A 14,921-nucleotide genomic window follows, 5' to 3' on the forward strand; every position below is an offset into this window, starting at 1 on the left:
CTCGGCAGGCGAAACCCACCGTGGCTGGATGCTAAAGGGCGAAGCTTTCACTAACCTTTCAGTCGCCTTTCAATGTTTTCGGGCTTCACAGCGCAGGCCGCGCCTGTAAACTCCCCGGCAAAGCGTGGCGCCGACCACCCCCGAACGAGGTAAAAACCCATGCGTGTCCTTCTGGTCGAAGACCATTTGCAGCTAGCCGAAAGTGTCGCCCAGGCGCTCAAGAGCACGGGTTTGACCGTCGACGTGTTGCACGATGGAGTGGCGGCGGACCTGGCCTTGAGCAGCGAGGAATACGCGGTGGCGATTCTCGATGTGGGCCTGCCGCGCATGGACGGTTTTGAAGTGTTGGCGCGCCTGCGGGCCCGTGGGAAAAATCTGCCGGTGTTGATGTTGACCGCACGCAGTGATGTGAAGGACCGCGTGCATGGCCTCAACCTGGGCGCGGATGACTACCTGGCCAAGCCGTTCGAACTGACGGAGCTGGAGGCCCGGGTCAAGGCGCTGCTGCGCCGTAGCGTGCTGGGCGGTGAGCGGCAACAGGCGTGTGGCGTGCTGATTTACGACCTGGATACGCGGCGCTTCACCCTGGGTGGTGAACTGCTGACCCTGACCTCCCGCGAGCAGGCGGTGCTTGAGGCGCTGATCGCGCGTCCTGGCCGGGTGATGAGCAAGGAGCAACTGGCCTCCCAGGTGTTTGGCCTGGATGAAGAGGCCAGCCCCGATGCCATCGAAATCTACGTGCACCGCCTGCGCAAGAAACTCGATGGCCAGCCTGTGGCCATCGTCACCTTCCGTGGCCTGGGGTACCTGCTGGAAGCCCGCGATGCATAAGCCCAGCAGCCTGCGCTGGCGCCTGCTGTGGAACCTGGCGCTGTTGCTGGTGGTGTTGATGATTGCCAGCGGCTTGAGCGCTTACTGGAATGGGCGCGAGGCGGCGGACACGGCTTACGACCGCACGCTGTTGGCCTCGGCGCGGACCATTGCGGCCGGCCTGTCCCACCGCGACGGCACCTTGAGTGCCGATGTGCCCTACGTCGCCCTGGATACGTTCGCCTATGACAGCGCCGGGCGGATCTACTACCAGGTCAACGATATTCACCAGAAGCTGATTTCCGGCTACGAAAACCTGCCGGGCCCGCCGCCGGGCACTCCACGCACCGATGACTATCCGGCGCTGGCGCGCTTTTATAACGCCAGGTATCAGGGCCAGAACGTGAGAGTGGTCAGCCTGCTCAAGGCAGTCTCCGAACCGAACATGAACGGCATGGCGGAAATCCGCGTGGCCGAAACCGACGAAGCGCGGGTGGCGATGGCGCGCAGCCTGATGGCCGATACCTTGCTGCGCCTAGGGATGCTGGCCATCGGTGCATTGTTGTTGGTGTTCTTTGCCGTGAGTGCGGCGCTGCGGCCGTTGGAGCGCTTGCGCACGGCCGTGGAAGAGCGTCAGCCCGATGACCTGCGGCCATTGCCGCTGGTGGAGGTGCAGCATGAATTGGGCCCGCTGGTACATGCGCTCAACCATTTCACCGAACGCCTGCGCGGGCAGTTCGAGCGCCAGGCACAGTTTATTGCCGATGCCGCCCATGAGCTGCGCACTCCGTTGGCAGCGCTCAAGGCACGCTTGGAGCTTGGCCTGCGTGCCGAAGACCCGGCTACCTGGCGCACCACCCTGGAAACCGCAGCCCAGGGCACTGATCGCCTGACTCACCTGGCCAATCAATTGCTCTCGCTGGCGCGCATCGAAAACGGCGCCCGGGCGATTGCCGAAGGCGGGGCCCAGTTGCTGGACCTGAGCCAGTTGGCTCGCGAGCTGGGCATGGCCATGGCGCCGCTGGCCCATGCGCGTGGCGTGGCCCTGGCGCTGGAGGCGGATGAACCGGTGTGGCTGCGGGGCGAGCCCACCTTGTTGAACGAGTTGTTGAGCAACCTGGTGGACAATGCCCTGGCCCACACGCCCCCGGGCGGCAACGTGATCCTGCGGGTCACGGCGCCGGCGGTACTTGAGGTGGAAGATGACGGCCCGGGCATCCCGCTGGATGAGCGGGACCGAGTGTTCGAGCGCTTCTATCGGCGCAGCCAGCAGGGCTTGGGGGCGGGCTTGGGGTTGGCGATTGTTGGCGAGATCTGCCGGGCACATCTGGCGCAGATCAGCTTGCATGACGGAGAGTTGGCGGGTTTGAAAGTGCGGGTCAGTTTTATCGCGGGGTAGTCAGTAGAACATCGACCGTGCTTCATCCAGCTCGGCGCGCAAGGTGTCGCTGTAGGGGTCGAGTCGCAGTTTCTTGATCGCAGGTACCGTCGATATCGGCACACTGGCCAGCGGGTGGTCAGTGCCGCGGTGGCAATACAACACGGCGACCTGCACCAGGTCGATATAGTCCAGGCGCTCGGAGTCGCGTTCAAGGTCCATGTACTGCGCCGGCAGGTTCACCAGCATTTCCGGGAAGTCCCAGCGCCGCAGCAGCTTGTCCCCCAGCAACGGGTGGATGCTTTCAATCACGTGATCGAGGCTGACCGGATCGGACAGCAGTTCATAGTGATCTTCGGCGTAGGTCAGGATCGGCAGCACGCCAATCTGGTGCACCAGCCCACCCAGCGCCGCCTGGTCAGGCTTCAACTGGCTGTGGTTGCGGCACAACGCATAGCTCACGCCGGCCACTTCCAGGCTGCGCCGCCAGACATCGCGCATCTTCTGTTCGACCACTTCGGAACGGGCGTGGAAGATCTGTTCCATCACCAGGCCGATCGCCAGGTTGCTGCTGTAGTTGGTGCCCAGGCGGGTGATGGCGGTGTGCAGGTCGGTGACTTCCTGGGTCGCGCGCAACAGCGGGCTGTTGACCACTTTGATCAGCCGTGCCGACAAGGCAGTGTCACGGCCGATCACTTTGCTCAGGTGGCTGATGCTGATGTCCGGGTCTTCGGCGGCCTGGCGAATGTTCAGGGCCACTTCCGGCAGCGTTGGCAGAACCAGGTCATCGTTATCGATGGCCACAACCAACGCCTGTTGGACTTTTTCCGCCAGCTTGTTCATTCAAGATCTCTAGGGTGTAGCAAAAAGGTACGACGATCAGCGCTGGATCTCGCGATCACGGTCCAGCTGGTAGGGCAGGTCGAGCAGTTGAAGGCCCGGGCCTTCCAGCGTGCCTACATGCACATCGCCACTCTCTGCTGCTTCGGCTTGCAGCACCGCTAGAAGTTCAATCGCCTGATCGGCACGGGCGGCAATCACCACCTCGCCGATGGCACTATTGTGATTCGGGGAAAACAGTGGGGTGCCGGGCTCAGGCAGCTCGCCGGCATTCAGGCTCAGGCGATACAGGCGACGCTTGAGTTTGCCCAAATACTGCATGCGCGCGACGATTTCCTGGCCGGTGTAGCAGCCTTTCTTGAAGCTGACGCCGCCGACGGCTTGCAGGTTGAGCATCTGCGGGATGAACAGTTCGCGGGTCTGGGGCATGACCTGGCCGATACCGGCACGGATCTGGCCCAGCAGCCATTGGTTCAGTTCACCTTCGTGCAATTGTGCGGCGAGTTGGCTGTGCAGGGTTTGAGCTTGGGCGGCGGGAGCCCAGAGTTCGGCACGGCCCGGCGATACGCGGATGGCGATCAGGTCATCGCTGCGCACCACGCTGTCGGTCTCGGCGGGTAGTTGGAGGCCGAGGCCGGCCAGTACCTGATCGGCATCCGACACACCGAAACGCGCCCAGGCAGCGCTTTCGTCGGTGAGTTTGGATTTGGAGAACACGGCGTACTTTTTCAGGTCCGCCAGTTGTGGCTCCAGCAGTTCGGTGGCCATGGCCAGCAGCACGCCATCGCCTTGCAGCAGGATGCGGAAGCTCGACTGCATGCGCCCTTTCTGGGTGCAGCGCGCGCCCAGGCTGGCCTGGGTGTCACTCAGGTAGTTAAGGTTGCAGGTCAGTTGTCCCTGGAGGAACTTGGCAGCGTCGGCACCGCGGACGGCGAGAACGCCTTCGTGGGACAGGGGGCAGAAAAAAGCAGAGTCAGCCATGGGTCATCGCAGGTTAAAAAGTCATGAGTGCATCATAGAGGGGCGCCCGGCAAATGGATAGTTTCCGTATGGCCGACCAAAGCCGACTGTTCCAGGCAGCTTCGGCCTGTATACTTGCGCTCTATTTGAGGAGCGCTCCATGGTCGAAGATGTAGAACTCAATCGCCTCTACTGGCACAGCCGCCGCGGCATGCTTGAACTGGACGTGTTGCTGGTACCGTTCGTCAGGGAGGTCTATCCGCACCTCAACGACGTCGACCGCGACTGCTACCGCAAGCTGCTGGAATGCGAGGATCAGGACATGTTCGGCTGGTTCATGGAACGCGCCGAATCGGAAGACCCGGAGCTGCAGCGCATGGTTCGGATGATTCTGGATCGTGTCCAGCCCAAGTAATACGTTCGAATGCCGCTGGCACGCCTCCGGGCAGTTGCTGGCGGCTTATCTTTTCGCCCAGGCGTTCGCACTGGGTGCGCTGTGGTTTCTCGATGTGTCCCCGTGGTTCGGAGCCTTTGGCGCCTTGTTGTGCCTGGCCCATGCCGGTTGGGTATTGCCGCGTCATATCCTGCTGACTCACCGTTCGTCGATCCGTGGCCTGCGTCGCGACGAGGATGGCTGGCAGTTGTGGAGCGCCGCGCGTGGCTGGCACAGCGTGCAACTGCGCCCCGACAGCCTGGCGTTGCCGTTGATCGTGGTGCTGCGCTTTCGGGTGCAGGGTGACTGGCGGGTGCGTTCGATCTGCGTGCCACGGGATTCGCAGGCTACCGATGTGCATCGGCGCCTGCGGGTGCGCTTGAAGTTCAGCCGCCGTAGGTGGTTGGCACCAGAATAGTGTCGCGTGCTTCGGGCAGCATTTGCGGGTAGTCGAGGGTGTAATGCAATCCCCGGCTTTCCTTGCGCTCCATGGCCGAGCGGATCATCAGTTCCGCCACCTGGGCCAGGTTGCGCAGCTCGATCAGGTCGCGGCTGACTTTATAGTTGCTGTAGAACTCGTCGATCTCATCCAGCAACAGTCGAACCCGGTGCTGCGCCCGCGCCAGGCGCTTGTTGGTGCGCACGATGCCCACGTAGTCCCACATGAAGCGCCGCAACTCGTCCCAGTTGTGGGCGATGATCACGTCTTCGTCCGAATCGGTCACCTGGCTGGCGTCCCAGCGGGGCAGGGCGGCCGGCACCGGGATGCGCGGCAGCTGTTCAAGGATGTCGGCGGCGGCGGAGCGGGCGTACACGAAACACTCCAGCAACGAATTGCTGGCCATGCGGTTGGCGCCGTGCAGGCCGGTGAAGCTGGTTTCGCCAATGGCGTACAGGCCGGGCACGTCGGTGCGGCCGTTCTGGTCGACCATCACGCCGCCGCAGGTGTAGTGCGCCGCCGGGACGACCGGGATCGGGCCCTTGGTGATGTCGATATTGAACGCCAGGCAGCGCTCGTAGACCGTCGGGAAATGGGTCTTGATGAAGGCTTCGGGCTTGTGGCTGATGTCCAGGTAGACGCAGTCGATGCCCAGGCGCTTCATTTCATGGTCGATGGCCCGGGCGACGATGTCCCGCGGGGCCAGTTCTGCTCGTGGGTCGAAGCGCTGCATGAAACGTTCGCCGTTGGGCAGCTTCAGGTGTGCGCCTTCGCCGCGCAGGGCTTCGGTGATCAGGAAGCTCTTGGCCTGCGGGTGATACAGGCAAGTGGGGTGGAACTGGTTGAATTCCAGGTTCGCCACCCGGCAGCCCGAACGCCAGGCCATGGCAATGCCGTCACCGCAGGCGCCGTCGGGGTTGCTGGTATAGAGGTAGACCTTCGCTGCGCCGCCCGAGGCGAGAATGGTGAAGCGCGCGCCGTAGGTGTCGACTTCGCCGCTGGCCCGGTTGAGCACGTAGGCGCCGAGGCAGCGTTCGCCCGGCAGGCCAAGGCGCTTTTCGGTGATCAGGTCGACGGCGACCCGCTGTTCCAGCAGTTCGATGTTGGGGCGTTGCCGGGCCTGGGCGAGCAGGGTCTTGAAGATCGCGGCGCCGGTGGCGTCGGCGGCATGGATGATCCGCCGATGGCTGTGGCCGCCTTCGCGGGTCAGGTGGAACTCGAAGCCGCCGTCGTCGGTGCCGGAATGTTCGTCGCGGGTGAAGGGCACGCCCTGGTCGATCAGCCACTGGATGGCTTCGCGGCTATGCTCGACGGTGAAGCGCACCGCCTCTTCATTGCACAGGCCGCCGCCGGCATTCAGGGTGTCTTCGACGTGGGATTGCACCGTGTCGGTGTCATCGAGCACCGCGGCGACACCGCCCTGGGCCCAGAACGTCGAGCCATTGGCGAGGTCGCCCTTGCTCAGTACGGCTATGCGCAGGTGGCCCGGCAGGGTCAGTGCAAGGCTCAAGCCCGCAGCGCCGCTGCCAATCACCAGGACATCGTGTTGAAACTGTTGGCTCATTTGAAGGATTCCGCAAAAAGCGATCCGTAGGGGGGCGCAAACAGGACGCCTGGATCGGCGAATCAAAGGGTGACACGGCCCACTAGTATATAGAGGGGGGGAGCGGCACAATAGCCGGGCATTCGTGGCATTGTGAGACTACGGGCAACGAACTGCACGGCTTTCATGAAACGGACAGCGATTGGGATGGGAACTTTTTGCATAGGCCCCGACTCAATAGCAGGATGCCCGAAAGCTGGGAACACGCTGGATTTGCTGAGCCGCGTCTGTGTCAGGCGCGTCAGGAAACTGGCGACAGATTATTCGCGCAGCCGGCATTGCCCGCGCTGCGTTTTTCGTGTGTGCCAAATCAGTGCGCGCCGGAAACTTGCTTGGAGGGGGAGAACTTTTGCGAAAAGTCCGAGTCTATGTTTGCAAGCCTGATCGATTAGTTATGCAAGCCTCCTTCAAGTACAACGAGGAGTGTTCATGCTAACCCAGGAAGAGGATCAGCAGCTGGTCGAGCGCGTTCAACGCGGCGACAAGCGGGCATTTGATCTGCTAGTGCTGAAATACCAGCACAAAATTCTCGGGTTGATCGTGCGGTTTGTGCACGACACCCATGAAGCGCAGGACGTTGCACAGGAAGCCTTTATCAAGGCGTACCGTGCACTCGGTAATTTCCGCGGTGACAGTGCGTTTTACACGTGGCTGTATCGCATCGCCATTAACACGGCGAAGAACTATCTGGTTTCTCGCGGTCGCCGCCCGCCGGATAGTGATGTTAGTTCGGAAGATGCTGAATTTTATGATGGTGATCACGGCCTCAAGGATCTCGAGTCGCCGGAGCGTGCATTGCTGCGCGACGAGATCGAAGGAACCGTCCATCGCACTATTCAACAACTGCCAGAAGATTTGCGTACGGCGTTAACTTTACGTGAATTCGATGGTCTGAGTTACGAAGACATTGCGAGCGTCATGCAATGTCCGGTGGGTACCGTACGCTCCCGGATCTTCCGGGCTCGGGAAGCCATCGATAAAGCCCTGCAGCCGTTGTTGCAGGAAAACTGAGACAGCGGCGACAGCCAAGAGAGGAACCGCCATGAGTCGTGATGCCCTGCAGGAATCGCTGTCCGCAGTGATGGATAACGAAGCGGATGAACTGGAACTTCGTCGAGTGCTTAATGCATTTGATGATGCCGAAACCCGTGATACCTGGTCTCGTTACCAAGTCGCTCGGGCGGTGATGCACAAGGATCTTCTAATCCCTCGTCTGGATATTGCTGCGGCCGTTTCTGCTGCACTGGCTGATGAAGCCGTTCCGGCAAAAGCTGCTCGCGGTCCTTGGCGTAGCCTGGGCCGTCTGGCAGTCGCTGCTTCGGTGACCGTCGCTGTATTGGCAGGTGTTCGCCTGTACAACCAGGACGAAATCGCCGGTGCCGAACTGGCCCAGCAGACCCAGCAACCGGTCATGGCCGGCCCGCAGGTCAAGGGGCCAGCCGTACTGGCCGGCTACAAGGAAAGCTCCGATACTACCGGGCCTATGGCCAACGGTGTACTTCAAGGGCAATCCGGCTGGCAGGATCAGCGTCTTCCAGGCTACCTGCGCCAACACGCACAGGAATCGGCCTTGAAAGGCACTGAAAGCGCTCTGCCTTACGCTCGCGCTGCAAGCCTGGAAAACCGCTAGTCCGCCAAGGAGCTTTATGCGCGCCATACCGCTCCTTGCGCTTTTGCTCAGTGGCTGGTTTGCAGTCCCCGCCCATGCCGATGAAGCCCAAGACTGGCTGACGCGTCTTGGGCGGGCGGAGCAGCAGCAAAGCTTTCAGGGCACCTTCATCTACGAGCGTAACGGTAGTTTTTCTACCCATGACATCTGGCATCGTGTCCAGAATGGTCAGGTCCGTGAGCGGCTTTTGCAGCTCGATGGTTCTGCCCAGGAAGTTCTGCGCGTCGATGGCCGTACCCAATGCGTGAGCGGCACGCTGGTTGCCGGGCTTGGGGGCTCCCCCAATACCTCTGCGCGTACCCTTGATCCGCAAAAACTCAAAGCGTTCTACGATCTTGCCGTCATCGGCAAATCGCGCGTGGCCGGTCGGAATGCGGTGATCGTCTCCGTGACCCCCCGCGATCAATACCGTTATGGTTTTGAGCTGCATCTGGATCGTGAAACTGCGCTGCCATTGAAGTCATTGTTGCTTAACGACCAGGGCCAGTTGCTGGAGCGTTTCCAGTTCACCCAGCTCAATACATCGGTGCCTGACGATCGTGATTTGCAGCCCAGTGGCGAATGCACGCCGGTGGCGGTGACCAACGCCAAGGCCCCGGAGGTCGAGATCCCTCAGGATTGGCGCCTCGACTGGTTGCCACCAGGCTTTCAGCTGGTCAACAGCAGTGCCCATAAAGACTCCCACACCAAGGTAACCGTCAGCAGTCTGATGTATGACGATGGTCTGGCGCGTTTTTCGGTATTCCTGGAGCCGCTTAACGGTGCGACCGTAAACGAGACCCGCACCCAGTTGGGCCCGACAGTCGCCGTTTCACGGCGGTTGAATACCCTGGAAGGCGAGGTGATGGTGACCGTCGTCGGCGAGATCCCGATTGGCACCGCCGAGCGAATTGCGCTGTCACTACGCAGTGGCACCGTGCCCGCCAAGCCTTGAGTTGTTAATCCTATGTTCATCCTGATATTTCAATGTTGCGCAGGAGATAGTTGATGCCTGCCTCTGCCGAGAGCATGAAATGTCTGGATCATTTTTTTCACTTGCTAATATCCCCTATGTTTTTTATAGGTCAGGGCTTAACGGCCCTGGCCTTGTTTTGTTCGCGGAACAAAAATGTCGGTCGCAGTTTTCGGCGTTTATTGAACCCTGTCGCTCAACCCTGCTCGTCGTAACGGGAGCTGTATGTCGATACCACGTTTGAAGTCTTACCTATCCATAGTCGCCACGGTGCTGGTGCTGGGTCAGGCGGTTACCGCGCAAGCGGCCGAGCTGCCTGACTTCACCCAACTGGTGGAGCAGGCGTCGCCTGCCGTGGTGAACATCAGTACTACGCAGAAGCTGCCGGATCGTAAGGTCTCCAACCAGCAGATGCCCGACCTGGAAGGCCTGCCGCCGATGCTGCGGGAGTTCTTCGAACGCGGCATGCCCCAGCCGCGCACGCCGCGTGGCGGTGGTGGCGGCCAGCGTGAGGCCCAGTCCCTGGGCTCGGGCTTCATCATCTCGCCTGACGGCTACATCCTCACCAACAACCACGTGATTGCCGACGCCGACGAGATCCTGGTGCGCCTGGCGGACCGCAGTGAGCTGAAAGCCAAGCTGGTGGGCACCGACCCACGTTCCGACGTTGCCCTGCTGAAAATCGAAGGCAAGGACCTGCCGGTGCTGAAACTGGGCAAATCCCAGGACCTGAAAGCCGGCCAATGGGTCGTCGCCATCGGTTCGCCGTTTGGTTTTGACCATACTGTGACCCAGGGTATCGTCAGCGCCATCGGTCGCAGCCTGCCGAACGAAAACTACGTGCCGTTCATCCAGACCGACGTGCCGATCAACCCGGGCAACTCCGGCGGTCCGTTGTTCAACCTGGCGGGTGAAGTCGTTGGCATCAACTCGCAGATCTACACCCGCTCCGGTGGTTTCATGGGCGTTTCGTTCGCGATTCCGATCGATGTGGCCATGGACGTATCCAACCAGCTGAAAACCGGTGGCAAAGTCAGCCGCGGCTGGCTGGGCGTGGTGATCCAGGAAGTGAACAAGGACCTGGCTGAATCCTTCGGTCTCGACAAGCCGGCCGGTGCCCTGGTCGCGCAGATCCAGGACGATGGCCCTGCTGCCAAAGGTGGCCTGCAAGTCGGTGACGTGATCCTGAGCATGAACGGCCAGCCGATCGTCATGTCTGCGGACTTGCCACACCTGGTGGGCGCGCTCAAGGCCGGCAGCAAGGCCAAGCTGGAAGTGATTCGTGACGGCAAGCGCCAGAACGTCGAACTGACCGTCGGTGCTATCCCGGAAGAAGGCGCGGCGCTGGATGCGCTGGGCAACAGCAAGCCAGGTGCCGAGCGCAGCAGCAATCGCCTGGGCATTGCTGTAGTCGAGTTGACCGACGAACAGAAAAAGAGCTTCGACCTCAAGAGCGGTGTAGTGATCAAGGAAGTCCAGGACGGTCCTGCCTCCCTGATCGGCCTGCAACCAGGTGATGTCATCACCCACCTGAACAACCAGGCTATCAACTCCACCAAAGAGTTCACCGACATCGCCAAGGCGCTGCCGAAGAACCGTTCGGTGTCGATGCGCGTCCTGCGTCAGGGGCGTGCCAGCTTCATTACCTTCAAACTGGCCGAGTAATCCGCTAGTCCAATAAAAAGCCCCGCTCTCGATGTTCGAGAGCGGGGCTTTTTTTTGGCTGAAAGGTTTAGCCCATCATGTCTTTGATCATGCGTTCCTGGTCGATCAGTTCACGCTGGCGTGCGTCGATACGTGACGAAAGCGGGAAGTTGCTGCCGGCGCGACGCTTGGCGAAATCCAATTGCTGGATGGCCTGCTTGAAATCTCCCACCAGCGCGAAGTACTCGGCCCGGGCCTGATGCAGGCCGATGATATTGCCCGACAACCCACGGGTTTCCGCAACCTGGTACCAGACGTCCGGATCGTCCGGGCGAGACTTCAACAATCCTTCCAGGGCTTTTTCCGCGTCAGCGTTGCGGTTCTGCTTGAGCAGCAGATCCACACGAACCTGGTTCAGCGGATAGTTGCCTGGATATTGCGTCAACATTCGGTCCGTACGCTGCTGGGCATCCGGCAGGCGATTGTTGGTCATGTCCAGCTCTATCTGCGCCAGGTTGTAGGTGATGTCGTTGGGCGCCTTGGCCAGCAGCGGCTTGAGGTTTTCCCGGGCCAGGTTGAACTGGGCACCCTTGATCTGAGCGATGGCGAGGCCATAACGCGCGATATCGTTCTTCGGATTTTCATCCAGCTGGGCCTGGAAACGTTTGGCGGCCAGCCCCGGGGTGTCTTCGTAATACAGTTGCACTCGAGCACGGATCAGTTGATAGCGCAGGCTGTCCTCAATGCCACCCAGCTTGGCTTGCTCCGCACGGTTGCGGGTGTCGGCGATCCGCGATTCGGTTACCGGGTGAGTCAGCAGGAATTCAGGCGGCTTGGCATCGAAACGGTACTGGCGCATCAAGCGCTCGAACATGGTTGGCATGGACCGTGGGTCGTAGCCGGCTTTCTCCAGGTTGAGAATGCCGATGCGGTCAGCCTCTTGCTCGTTTTGCCGGGAAAAGCGCCGTTGCTCCTGGATCGCGGCGGCCTGGCTGCCGGCGATCGCGGCAATGCCCGCATCGCCTGCGCCAGCGGCGGCAGCGATGATGCCGCCGAGCAGCGCAGCCATCATCGGGATCTGCATGCGCTGCTGTGCTTCCACGCCTCGTGCGAAGTGACGTTGGGACAAGTGAGCCAGTTCGTGGGCCAGTACCGAGGCATATTCGCCTTCGGTCTGGGCGTTGAGGAACAGGCCGCCGTTGACCCCGACGATGCCGCCCGGTGCGGCAAAGGCGTTCAACTGCGGGCTGTTGATCAGAATGAATTCCAGGCGCCGGTCATTGACCTGGCTGGTTTCCACCAGCTTATAAACGCTGGATTCGACGTAATCCTTGAGCTGCGGGTCGTTGAGTTGCGAGACCTGGCCACGCAGGTAGGCCAGCCATGCCCGACCCAGATCGTATTCCTGTTTTGGCGAGACAATGGCAGAACTGGCGTCGCCAAGTGACGGCAGGTCGTCGGCGAAGCCTGGAGAGGCAAGCAGGCAAGCCAGCGTCAGCAGGGTAGGGCGCAAAAAAGTCATGCACAAAGCCTTTCGACAAAGAGCTTACTGTAGCCGGACACTGAGCTTCGGACCAGATATTCTAAGCGCCCTCGACGCCCACCCGGAGTTAGACCATGACCGACGCTGTAGCCTTCGATGCCGAACTGGATGCCAGTGGCCTTAACTGCCCGCTGCCCTTGCTCAAGGCCAAGCTGGAGCTCAATCGGCTGGCCAGCGGCGCGGTGCTCAAGGTGATCGCCACGGACGCTGGCTCCCAGCGGGACTTTCGTACGTTTGCCAAGCTGGCCGGCCACACCCTGCTGCATGAAGAAGACGAAGCGGGCGTCTATCGTTACTGGTTGCGCAAGGCTTGAATCGCTTGAATATGCTGTCCTTATCGCCTGAGGTTTATTGATGTTCAAAGTGTTACGAGACTGGATTCAGCGCTACTTCTCCGACGAAGAAGCCGTGGTGCTGGCCGTCCTGCTGTTTCTTGCCTTTACGGCCGTGCTCACTTTGGGCGGCATGCTGGCGCCGGTACTGGCGGGGATGGTGCTGGCATACCTGATGCAAGGCCTGGTCTCCATCCTGGAGCGTCTGCGCTTGCCGGGTGGGGCAGCGGTGGGCCTGGTATTTGCCTTGTTCATGGGGCTGTTGCTGGTATTTATCGTGATCGTGGTGCCTTTGCTGTGGCACCAGTTGATCACCTTGTTCAATGAGCTACCGGGCATGCTCGCCAAGTGGCAGTCATTGCTGCTGCTGTTGCCTGAGCGCTATCCGCACCTGGTGTCGGACGAGCAGGTCTTGCAGGCCATTGAGGTGGCTCGCGGCGAAATCGGAAAGTTCGGACAATGGGCGCTGACCTTTTCCCTTTCGAGCTTGCCGCTGCTGGTCAACATCATGATCTACCTGGTACTGGTGCCGATCCTGGTGTTTTTCTTCCTCAAGGACCGCGAGATGATCGGTCGCTGGGTGCGTGGCTATCTGCCCCGTGAGCGTGCGCTGATTACCCGGGTCGCCGAGGAAATGAACCGGCAGATTGCCAACTACATCCGCGGCAAGGTTATCGAGATCTTTATCTGCGGTGGCGTCACTTACATCGGCTTTGTCGCGCTGGGGCTTAACTACGCTGCCCTGTTGGCGCTGCTGGTGGGTGTTTCAGTGGTGGTGCCATACGTTGGCGCGGTGGTGGTGACGGTGCCGGTGATGTTGATCGCGCTGTTCCAGTGGGGCTGGAGTGATCAGTTCATCTACCTGATGGCGGTGTACGGCATCATCCAGGTGCTGGACGGCAACGTGCTGGTGCCGCTGCTGTTCTCCGAGGCGGTGAACCTGCATCCGGTGGCGATCATCTGTGCGGTGCTGTTGTTTGGCGGGTTGTGGGGCTTCTGGGGGGTGTTCTTTGCGATTCCCCTGGCGACGCTGTTCAAGGCGGTGCTGGATGCCTGGCCTCGGCAGGAGCCGGTGGTGGCGCCGTTACTCTGATATTTGTGGTGCCGGTGCAGGGCCTCATCGCGGGCAAGCCCGGCTCCCACATTGACTGAGTTGTCCTGTCGAACAATGATCACAGGTGGGGCTGGCTTGGCTGCGATAGCTATTTCAAAGCCAGCAGGTGAATCAAGCCTGGTTCAGCGCCTGTGCCGCTTCGAGCACTGCATCCACATGGCCTGGCACTTTCACACCGCGCCATTCCTGGCGCAGTACGCCATTCTTGTCGATCAGGAAGGTGCTGCGATCAACACCCAGGTATTCCTTGCCATACAGCTTCTTCAGCTTGATCACATCAAACAGCTGGCAAACCGCTTCGTCCTTGTCGCTGATCAGCTCAAAGGGGAATTCCTGCTTTGCCTTGAAGTTCTCGTGGGACTTCACGCTGTCCCGGGACACGCCAAACACCTCGGTGTTGGCCGCCTTGAATGCAGCATGCTGGTCACGGAAGCCCTGGCCTTCAGTGGTGCAGCCCGGGGTGCTGTCTTTCGGGTAGAAGTAGATCACCACTTGCTTGCCCTTGAGCCCGGCGAGGCTGAAGGTTTGCCCGCTGGTGGCCTGGGCTTCGAAGTCGGCTACCGGTTGGTCGATCACTACAGACATGAAGACTTCCTTACATAGGGTTCTGTGGGCGCCAAGGCTCGATCAGTGCGTCGAGGTTCAGGGCATCGGCGAAATCCAGGAACTGGTCACGCAGCCAACTGATCTGTACGCCGGCCGGCAAGGTCACGGTAAAGGTGGCGTTGAGCATGGTGCCGCCGGTCTGCGGAGCCTGATAGGTGTCGCAGGTCAGGTTTTCCAGCTCGACGTTGTGGTCGATAAAGAACTGGCACAGCTCGTTGACGATGTCCGAGCGGTAGGCCGAACTGACATAGGCCACGTAGGGCAGGGCCTGCGGACGGTTTTCCAGGGCGGCGCTGCGCACCACGTTGACCGTGAAGTCATGCTTCTTCGCCAAACCCGGTAAACCGGTTTCAAGGCGGGCCAGGGCATCCCAGGTCCCGGAAATCTGCAGGACCAGCGCACTGCACTCGCCATGGCGGGTCAGGCGGGAGGTCACGACGGCGCAGCGGTTTTCATGGCTGGCGCGGCACAGGACGTTAGTCAGCTCCATGGGGTTGGCGCCAAGGGCACTGATGACAAGGAATTGTTCGCGGACTGTGGGGGTGGACATGCAGCCTTCCTAAAGCGATGAGCGGTCGATACGATGCAAGCGGTATCA

The 14,921-nt window shown here is 60.8% G+C and carries 16 protein-coding genes; 10 read left to right on the forward strand and 6 right to left on the reverse strand.

The window, feature by feature from the left end; all coding sequences use genetic code 11:
• Window positions 1-159 precede the first annotated feature (159 nt).
• Window positions 160-831, forward strand: a complete 672-nt coding sequence (locus tag HX869_RS13365; protein ID WP_003212008.1) for a response regulator — start codon at window positions 160-162, stop codon at window positions 829-831.
• Window positions 824-2,209: a sensor histidine kinase gene (locus HX869_RS13370; protein ID WP_003212006.1), complete on the forward strand. Its 1,386-nt coding sequence runs from the start codon at window positions 824-826 to the stop codon at window positions 2,207-2,209. Before HX869_RS13365 ends, HX869_RS13370 begins: the two co-directional genes overlap by 8 nt.
• On the opposite strand, the gene HX869_RS13375 is transcribed toward HX869_RS13370, so the two are convergent.
• Both HX869_RS13375 and HX869_RS13380 read right to left on the reverse strand, forming a co-directional pair.
• The gene (locus tag HX869_RS13375; protein WP_178903183.1) at window positions 2,210-3,031 is read right to left on the reverse strand and encodes an HDOD domain-containing protein; all 822 of its coding nucleotides are present in this window, start codon (window positions 3,029-3,031) and stop codon (window positions 2,210-2,212) included.
• 36 nt (window positions 3,032-3,067) lie between these two features.
• Window positions 3,068-4,009, reverse strand: coding sequence for a folate-binding protein YgfZ (locus HX869_RS13380; RefSeq protein WP_178903184.1), 942 nt, complete (start codon window positions 4,007-4,009; stop codon window positions 3,068-3,070).
• Window positions 4,010-4,148: 139 nt separating this feature from the next.
• Here HX869_RS13380 and HX869_RS13385 point away from each other — a divergent pair, with 139 nt between their 5' ends.
• Both HX869_RS13385 and HX869_RS13390 read left to right on the forward strand, forming a co-directional pair.
• Window positions 4,149-4,403: a succinate dehydrogenase assembly factor 2 gene (locus HX869_RS13385; RefSeq protein ID WP_003212000.1), complete on the forward strand. Its 255-nt coding sequence runs from the start codon at window positions 4,149-4,151 to the stop codon at window positions 4,401-4,403.
• Window positions 4,387-4,839: a protein YgfX gene (locus tag HX869_RS13390; protein ID WP_008437845.1), complete on the forward strand. Its 453-nt coding sequence runs from the start codon at window positions 4,387-4,389 to the stop codon at window positions 4,837-4,839. The genes HX869_RS13385 and HX869_RS13390 overlap by 17 nt, the downstream gene beginning before the upstream one ends.
• On the opposite strand, the gene nadB is transcribed toward HX869_RS13390, so the two are convergent.
• Window positions 4,808-6,424, reverse strand: coding sequence for an L-aspartate oxidase (gene nadB / locus HX869_RS13395; protein ID WP_003211997.1), 1,617 nt, complete (start codon window positions 6,422-6,424; stop codon window positions 4,808-4,810). The two genes, HX869_RS13390 and nadB, sit on opposite strands and share 32 nt — an antisense overlap.
• 468 nt (window positions 6,425-6,892) lie before the next feature.
• Here nadB and rpoE point away from each other — a divergent pair, with 468 nt between their 5' ends.
• The 4 genes from rpoE to HX869_RS13415 all read left to right on the forward strand — a co-directional run bounded on the left by rpoE (window position 6,893) and on the right by HX869_RS13415 (window position 10,749).
• On the forward strand, window positions 6,893-7,474 hold the full coding sequence (gene rpoE, locus HX869_RS13400; RefSeq protein WP_003172477.1) for an RNA polymerase sigma factor RpoE: 582 nt from the start codon (window positions 6,893-6,895) through the stop codon (window positions 7,472-7,474).
• A gap of 31 nt (window positions 7,475-7,505) precedes the next feature.
• On the forward strand, window positions 7,506-8,093 hold the full coding sequence (locus HX869_RS13405; protein WP_003172479.1) for a sigma-E factor negative regulatory protein: 588 nt from the start codon (window positions 7,506-7,508) through the stop codon (window positions 8,091-8,093).
• A gap of 16 nt (window positions 8,094-8,109) precedes the next feature.
• Window positions 8,110-9,066: a MucB/RseB C-terminal domain-containing protein gene (locus HX869_RS13410; RefSeq protein WP_003211995.1), complete on the forward strand. Its 957-nt coding sequence runs from the start codon at window positions 8,110-8,112 to the stop codon at window positions 9,064-9,066.
• 243 nt (window positions 9,067-9,309) lie between these two features.
• On the forward strand, window positions 9,310-10,749 hold the full coding sequence (locus HX869_RS13415) for a DegQ family serine endoprotease (RefSeq protein ID WP_003211993.1): 1,440 nt from the start codon (window positions 9,310-9,312) through the stop codon (window positions 10,747-10,749).
• A 67-nt stretch (window positions 10,750-10,816) separates the two neighbouring features.
• Here the strand turns inward: HX869_RS13415 and HX869_RS13420 are convergent, their stop codons facing one another.
• On the reverse strand, window positions 10,817-12,250 hold the full coding sequence (locus tag HX869_RS13420) for a M48 family metalloprotease (RefSeq protein ID WP_087692605.1): 1,434 nt from the start codon (window positions 12,248-12,250) through the stop codon (window positions 10,817-10,819).
• 95 nt (window positions 12,251-12,345) lie between these two features.
• On the opposite strand from HX869_RS13420, the gene HX869_RS13425 reads away from it, so the two are divergent.
• Window positions 12,346-12,585, forward strand: a complete 240-nt coding sequence (locus HX869_RS13425) for a sulfurtransferase TusA family protein (protein ID WP_003211989.1) — start codon at window positions 12,346-12,348, stop codon at window positions 12,583-12,585.
• A gap of 40 nt (window positions 12,586-12,625) precedes the next feature.
• Complete coding sequence (locus HX869_RS13430; protein WP_003211986.1) at window positions 12,626-13,696, forward strand: AI-2E family transporter; 1,071 nt, start codon at window positions 12,626-12,628, stop codon at window positions 13,694-13,696.
• Between the two features lie 132 nt (window positions 13,697-13,828).
• Here the strand turns inward: HX869_RS13430 and HX869_RS13435 are convergent, their stop codons facing one another.
• Window positions 13,829-14,302 carry a peroxiredoxin gene (locus tag HX869_RS13435; RefSeq protein WP_003211984.1) on the reverse strand — a complete coding sequence of 158 codons (474 nt, stop codon included), beginning with the start codon at window positions 14,300-14,302 and terminating at the stop codon, window positions 13,829-13,831.
• A gap of 10 nt (window positions 14,303-14,312) precedes the next feature.
• The gene (locus HX869_RS13440) at window positions 14,313-14,873 is read right to left on the reverse strand and encodes a glycine cleavage system protein R (protein WP_003172487.1); all 561 of its coding nucleotides are present in this window, start codon (window positions 14,871-14,873) and stop codon (window positions 14,313-14,315) included.
• Window positions 14,874-14,921: the final 48 nt, after the last annotated feature.

Source organism: Pseudomonas sp. P7779 (genome assembly GCF_013386315.1).
Classification (GTDB): Bacteria; Pseudomonadota; Gammaproteobacteria; order Pseudomonadales; family Pseudomonadaceae; genus Aquipseudomonas.

Coding starts and splice junctions, on each gene's coding strand:
- HX869_RS13425 (WP_003211989.1), top strand. CDS start 12,346: ATGACCGACGCTGTAGCCTTCGATGCCGAACTGGATGCCAGTGGCCTT.
- HX869_RS13365 (WP_003212008.1), top strand. CDS start 160: ATGCGTGTCCTTCTGGTCGAAGACCATTTGCAGCTAGCCGAAAGTGTC.
- nadB (WP_003211997.1), bottom strand. CDS start 6,424: ATGAGCCAACAGTTTCAACACGATGTCCTGGTGATTGGCAGCGGCGCT.
- HX869_RS13405 (WP_003172479.1), top strand. CDS start 7,506: ATGAGTCGTGATGCCCTGCAGGAATCGCTGTCCGCAGTGATGGATAAC.
- HX869_RS13415 (WP_003211993.1), top strand. CDS start 9,310: ATGTCGATACCACGTTTGAAGTCTTACCTATCCATAGTCGCCACGGTG.
- HX869_RS13380 (WP_178903184.1), bottom strand. CDS start 4,009: ATGGCTGACTCTGCTTTTTTCTGCCCCCTGTCCCACGAAGGCGTTCTC.
- HX869_RS13435 (WP_003211984.1), bottom strand. CDS start 14,302: ATGTCTGTAGTGATCGACCAACCGGTAGCCGACTTCGAAGCCCAGGCC.
- HX869_RS13430 (WP_003211986.1), top strand. CDS start 12,626: ATGTTCAAAGTGTTACGAGACTGGATTCAGCGCTACTTCTCCGACGAA.
- HX869_RS13440 (WP_003172487.1), bottom strand. CDS start 14,873: ATGTCCACCCCCACAGTCCGCGAACAATTCCTTGTCATCAGTGCCCTT.
- HX869_RS13370 (WP_003212006.1), top strand. CDS start 824: ATGCATAAGCCCAGCAGCCTGCGCTGGCGCCTGCTGTGGAACCTGGCG.
- rpoE (WP_003172477.1), top strand. CDS start 6,893: ATGCTAACCCAGGAAGAGGATCAGCAGCTGGTCGAGCGCGTTCAACGC.
- HX869_RS13410 (WP_003211995.1), top strand. CDS start 8,110: ATGCGCGCCATACCGCTCCTTGCGCTTTTGCTCAGTGGCTGGTTTGCA.
- HX869_RS13375 (WP_178903183.1), bottom strand. CDS start 3,031: ATGAACAAGCTGGCGGAAAAAGTCCAACAGGCGTTGGTTGTGGCCATC.
- HX869_RS13420 (WP_087692605.1), bottom strand. CDS start 12,250: ATGACTTTTTTGCGCCCTACCCTGCTGACGCTGGCTTGCCTGCTTGCC.
- HX869_RS13385 (WP_003212000.1), top strand. CDS start 4,149: ATGGTCGAAGATGTAGAACTCAATCGCCTCTACTGGCACAGCCGCCGC.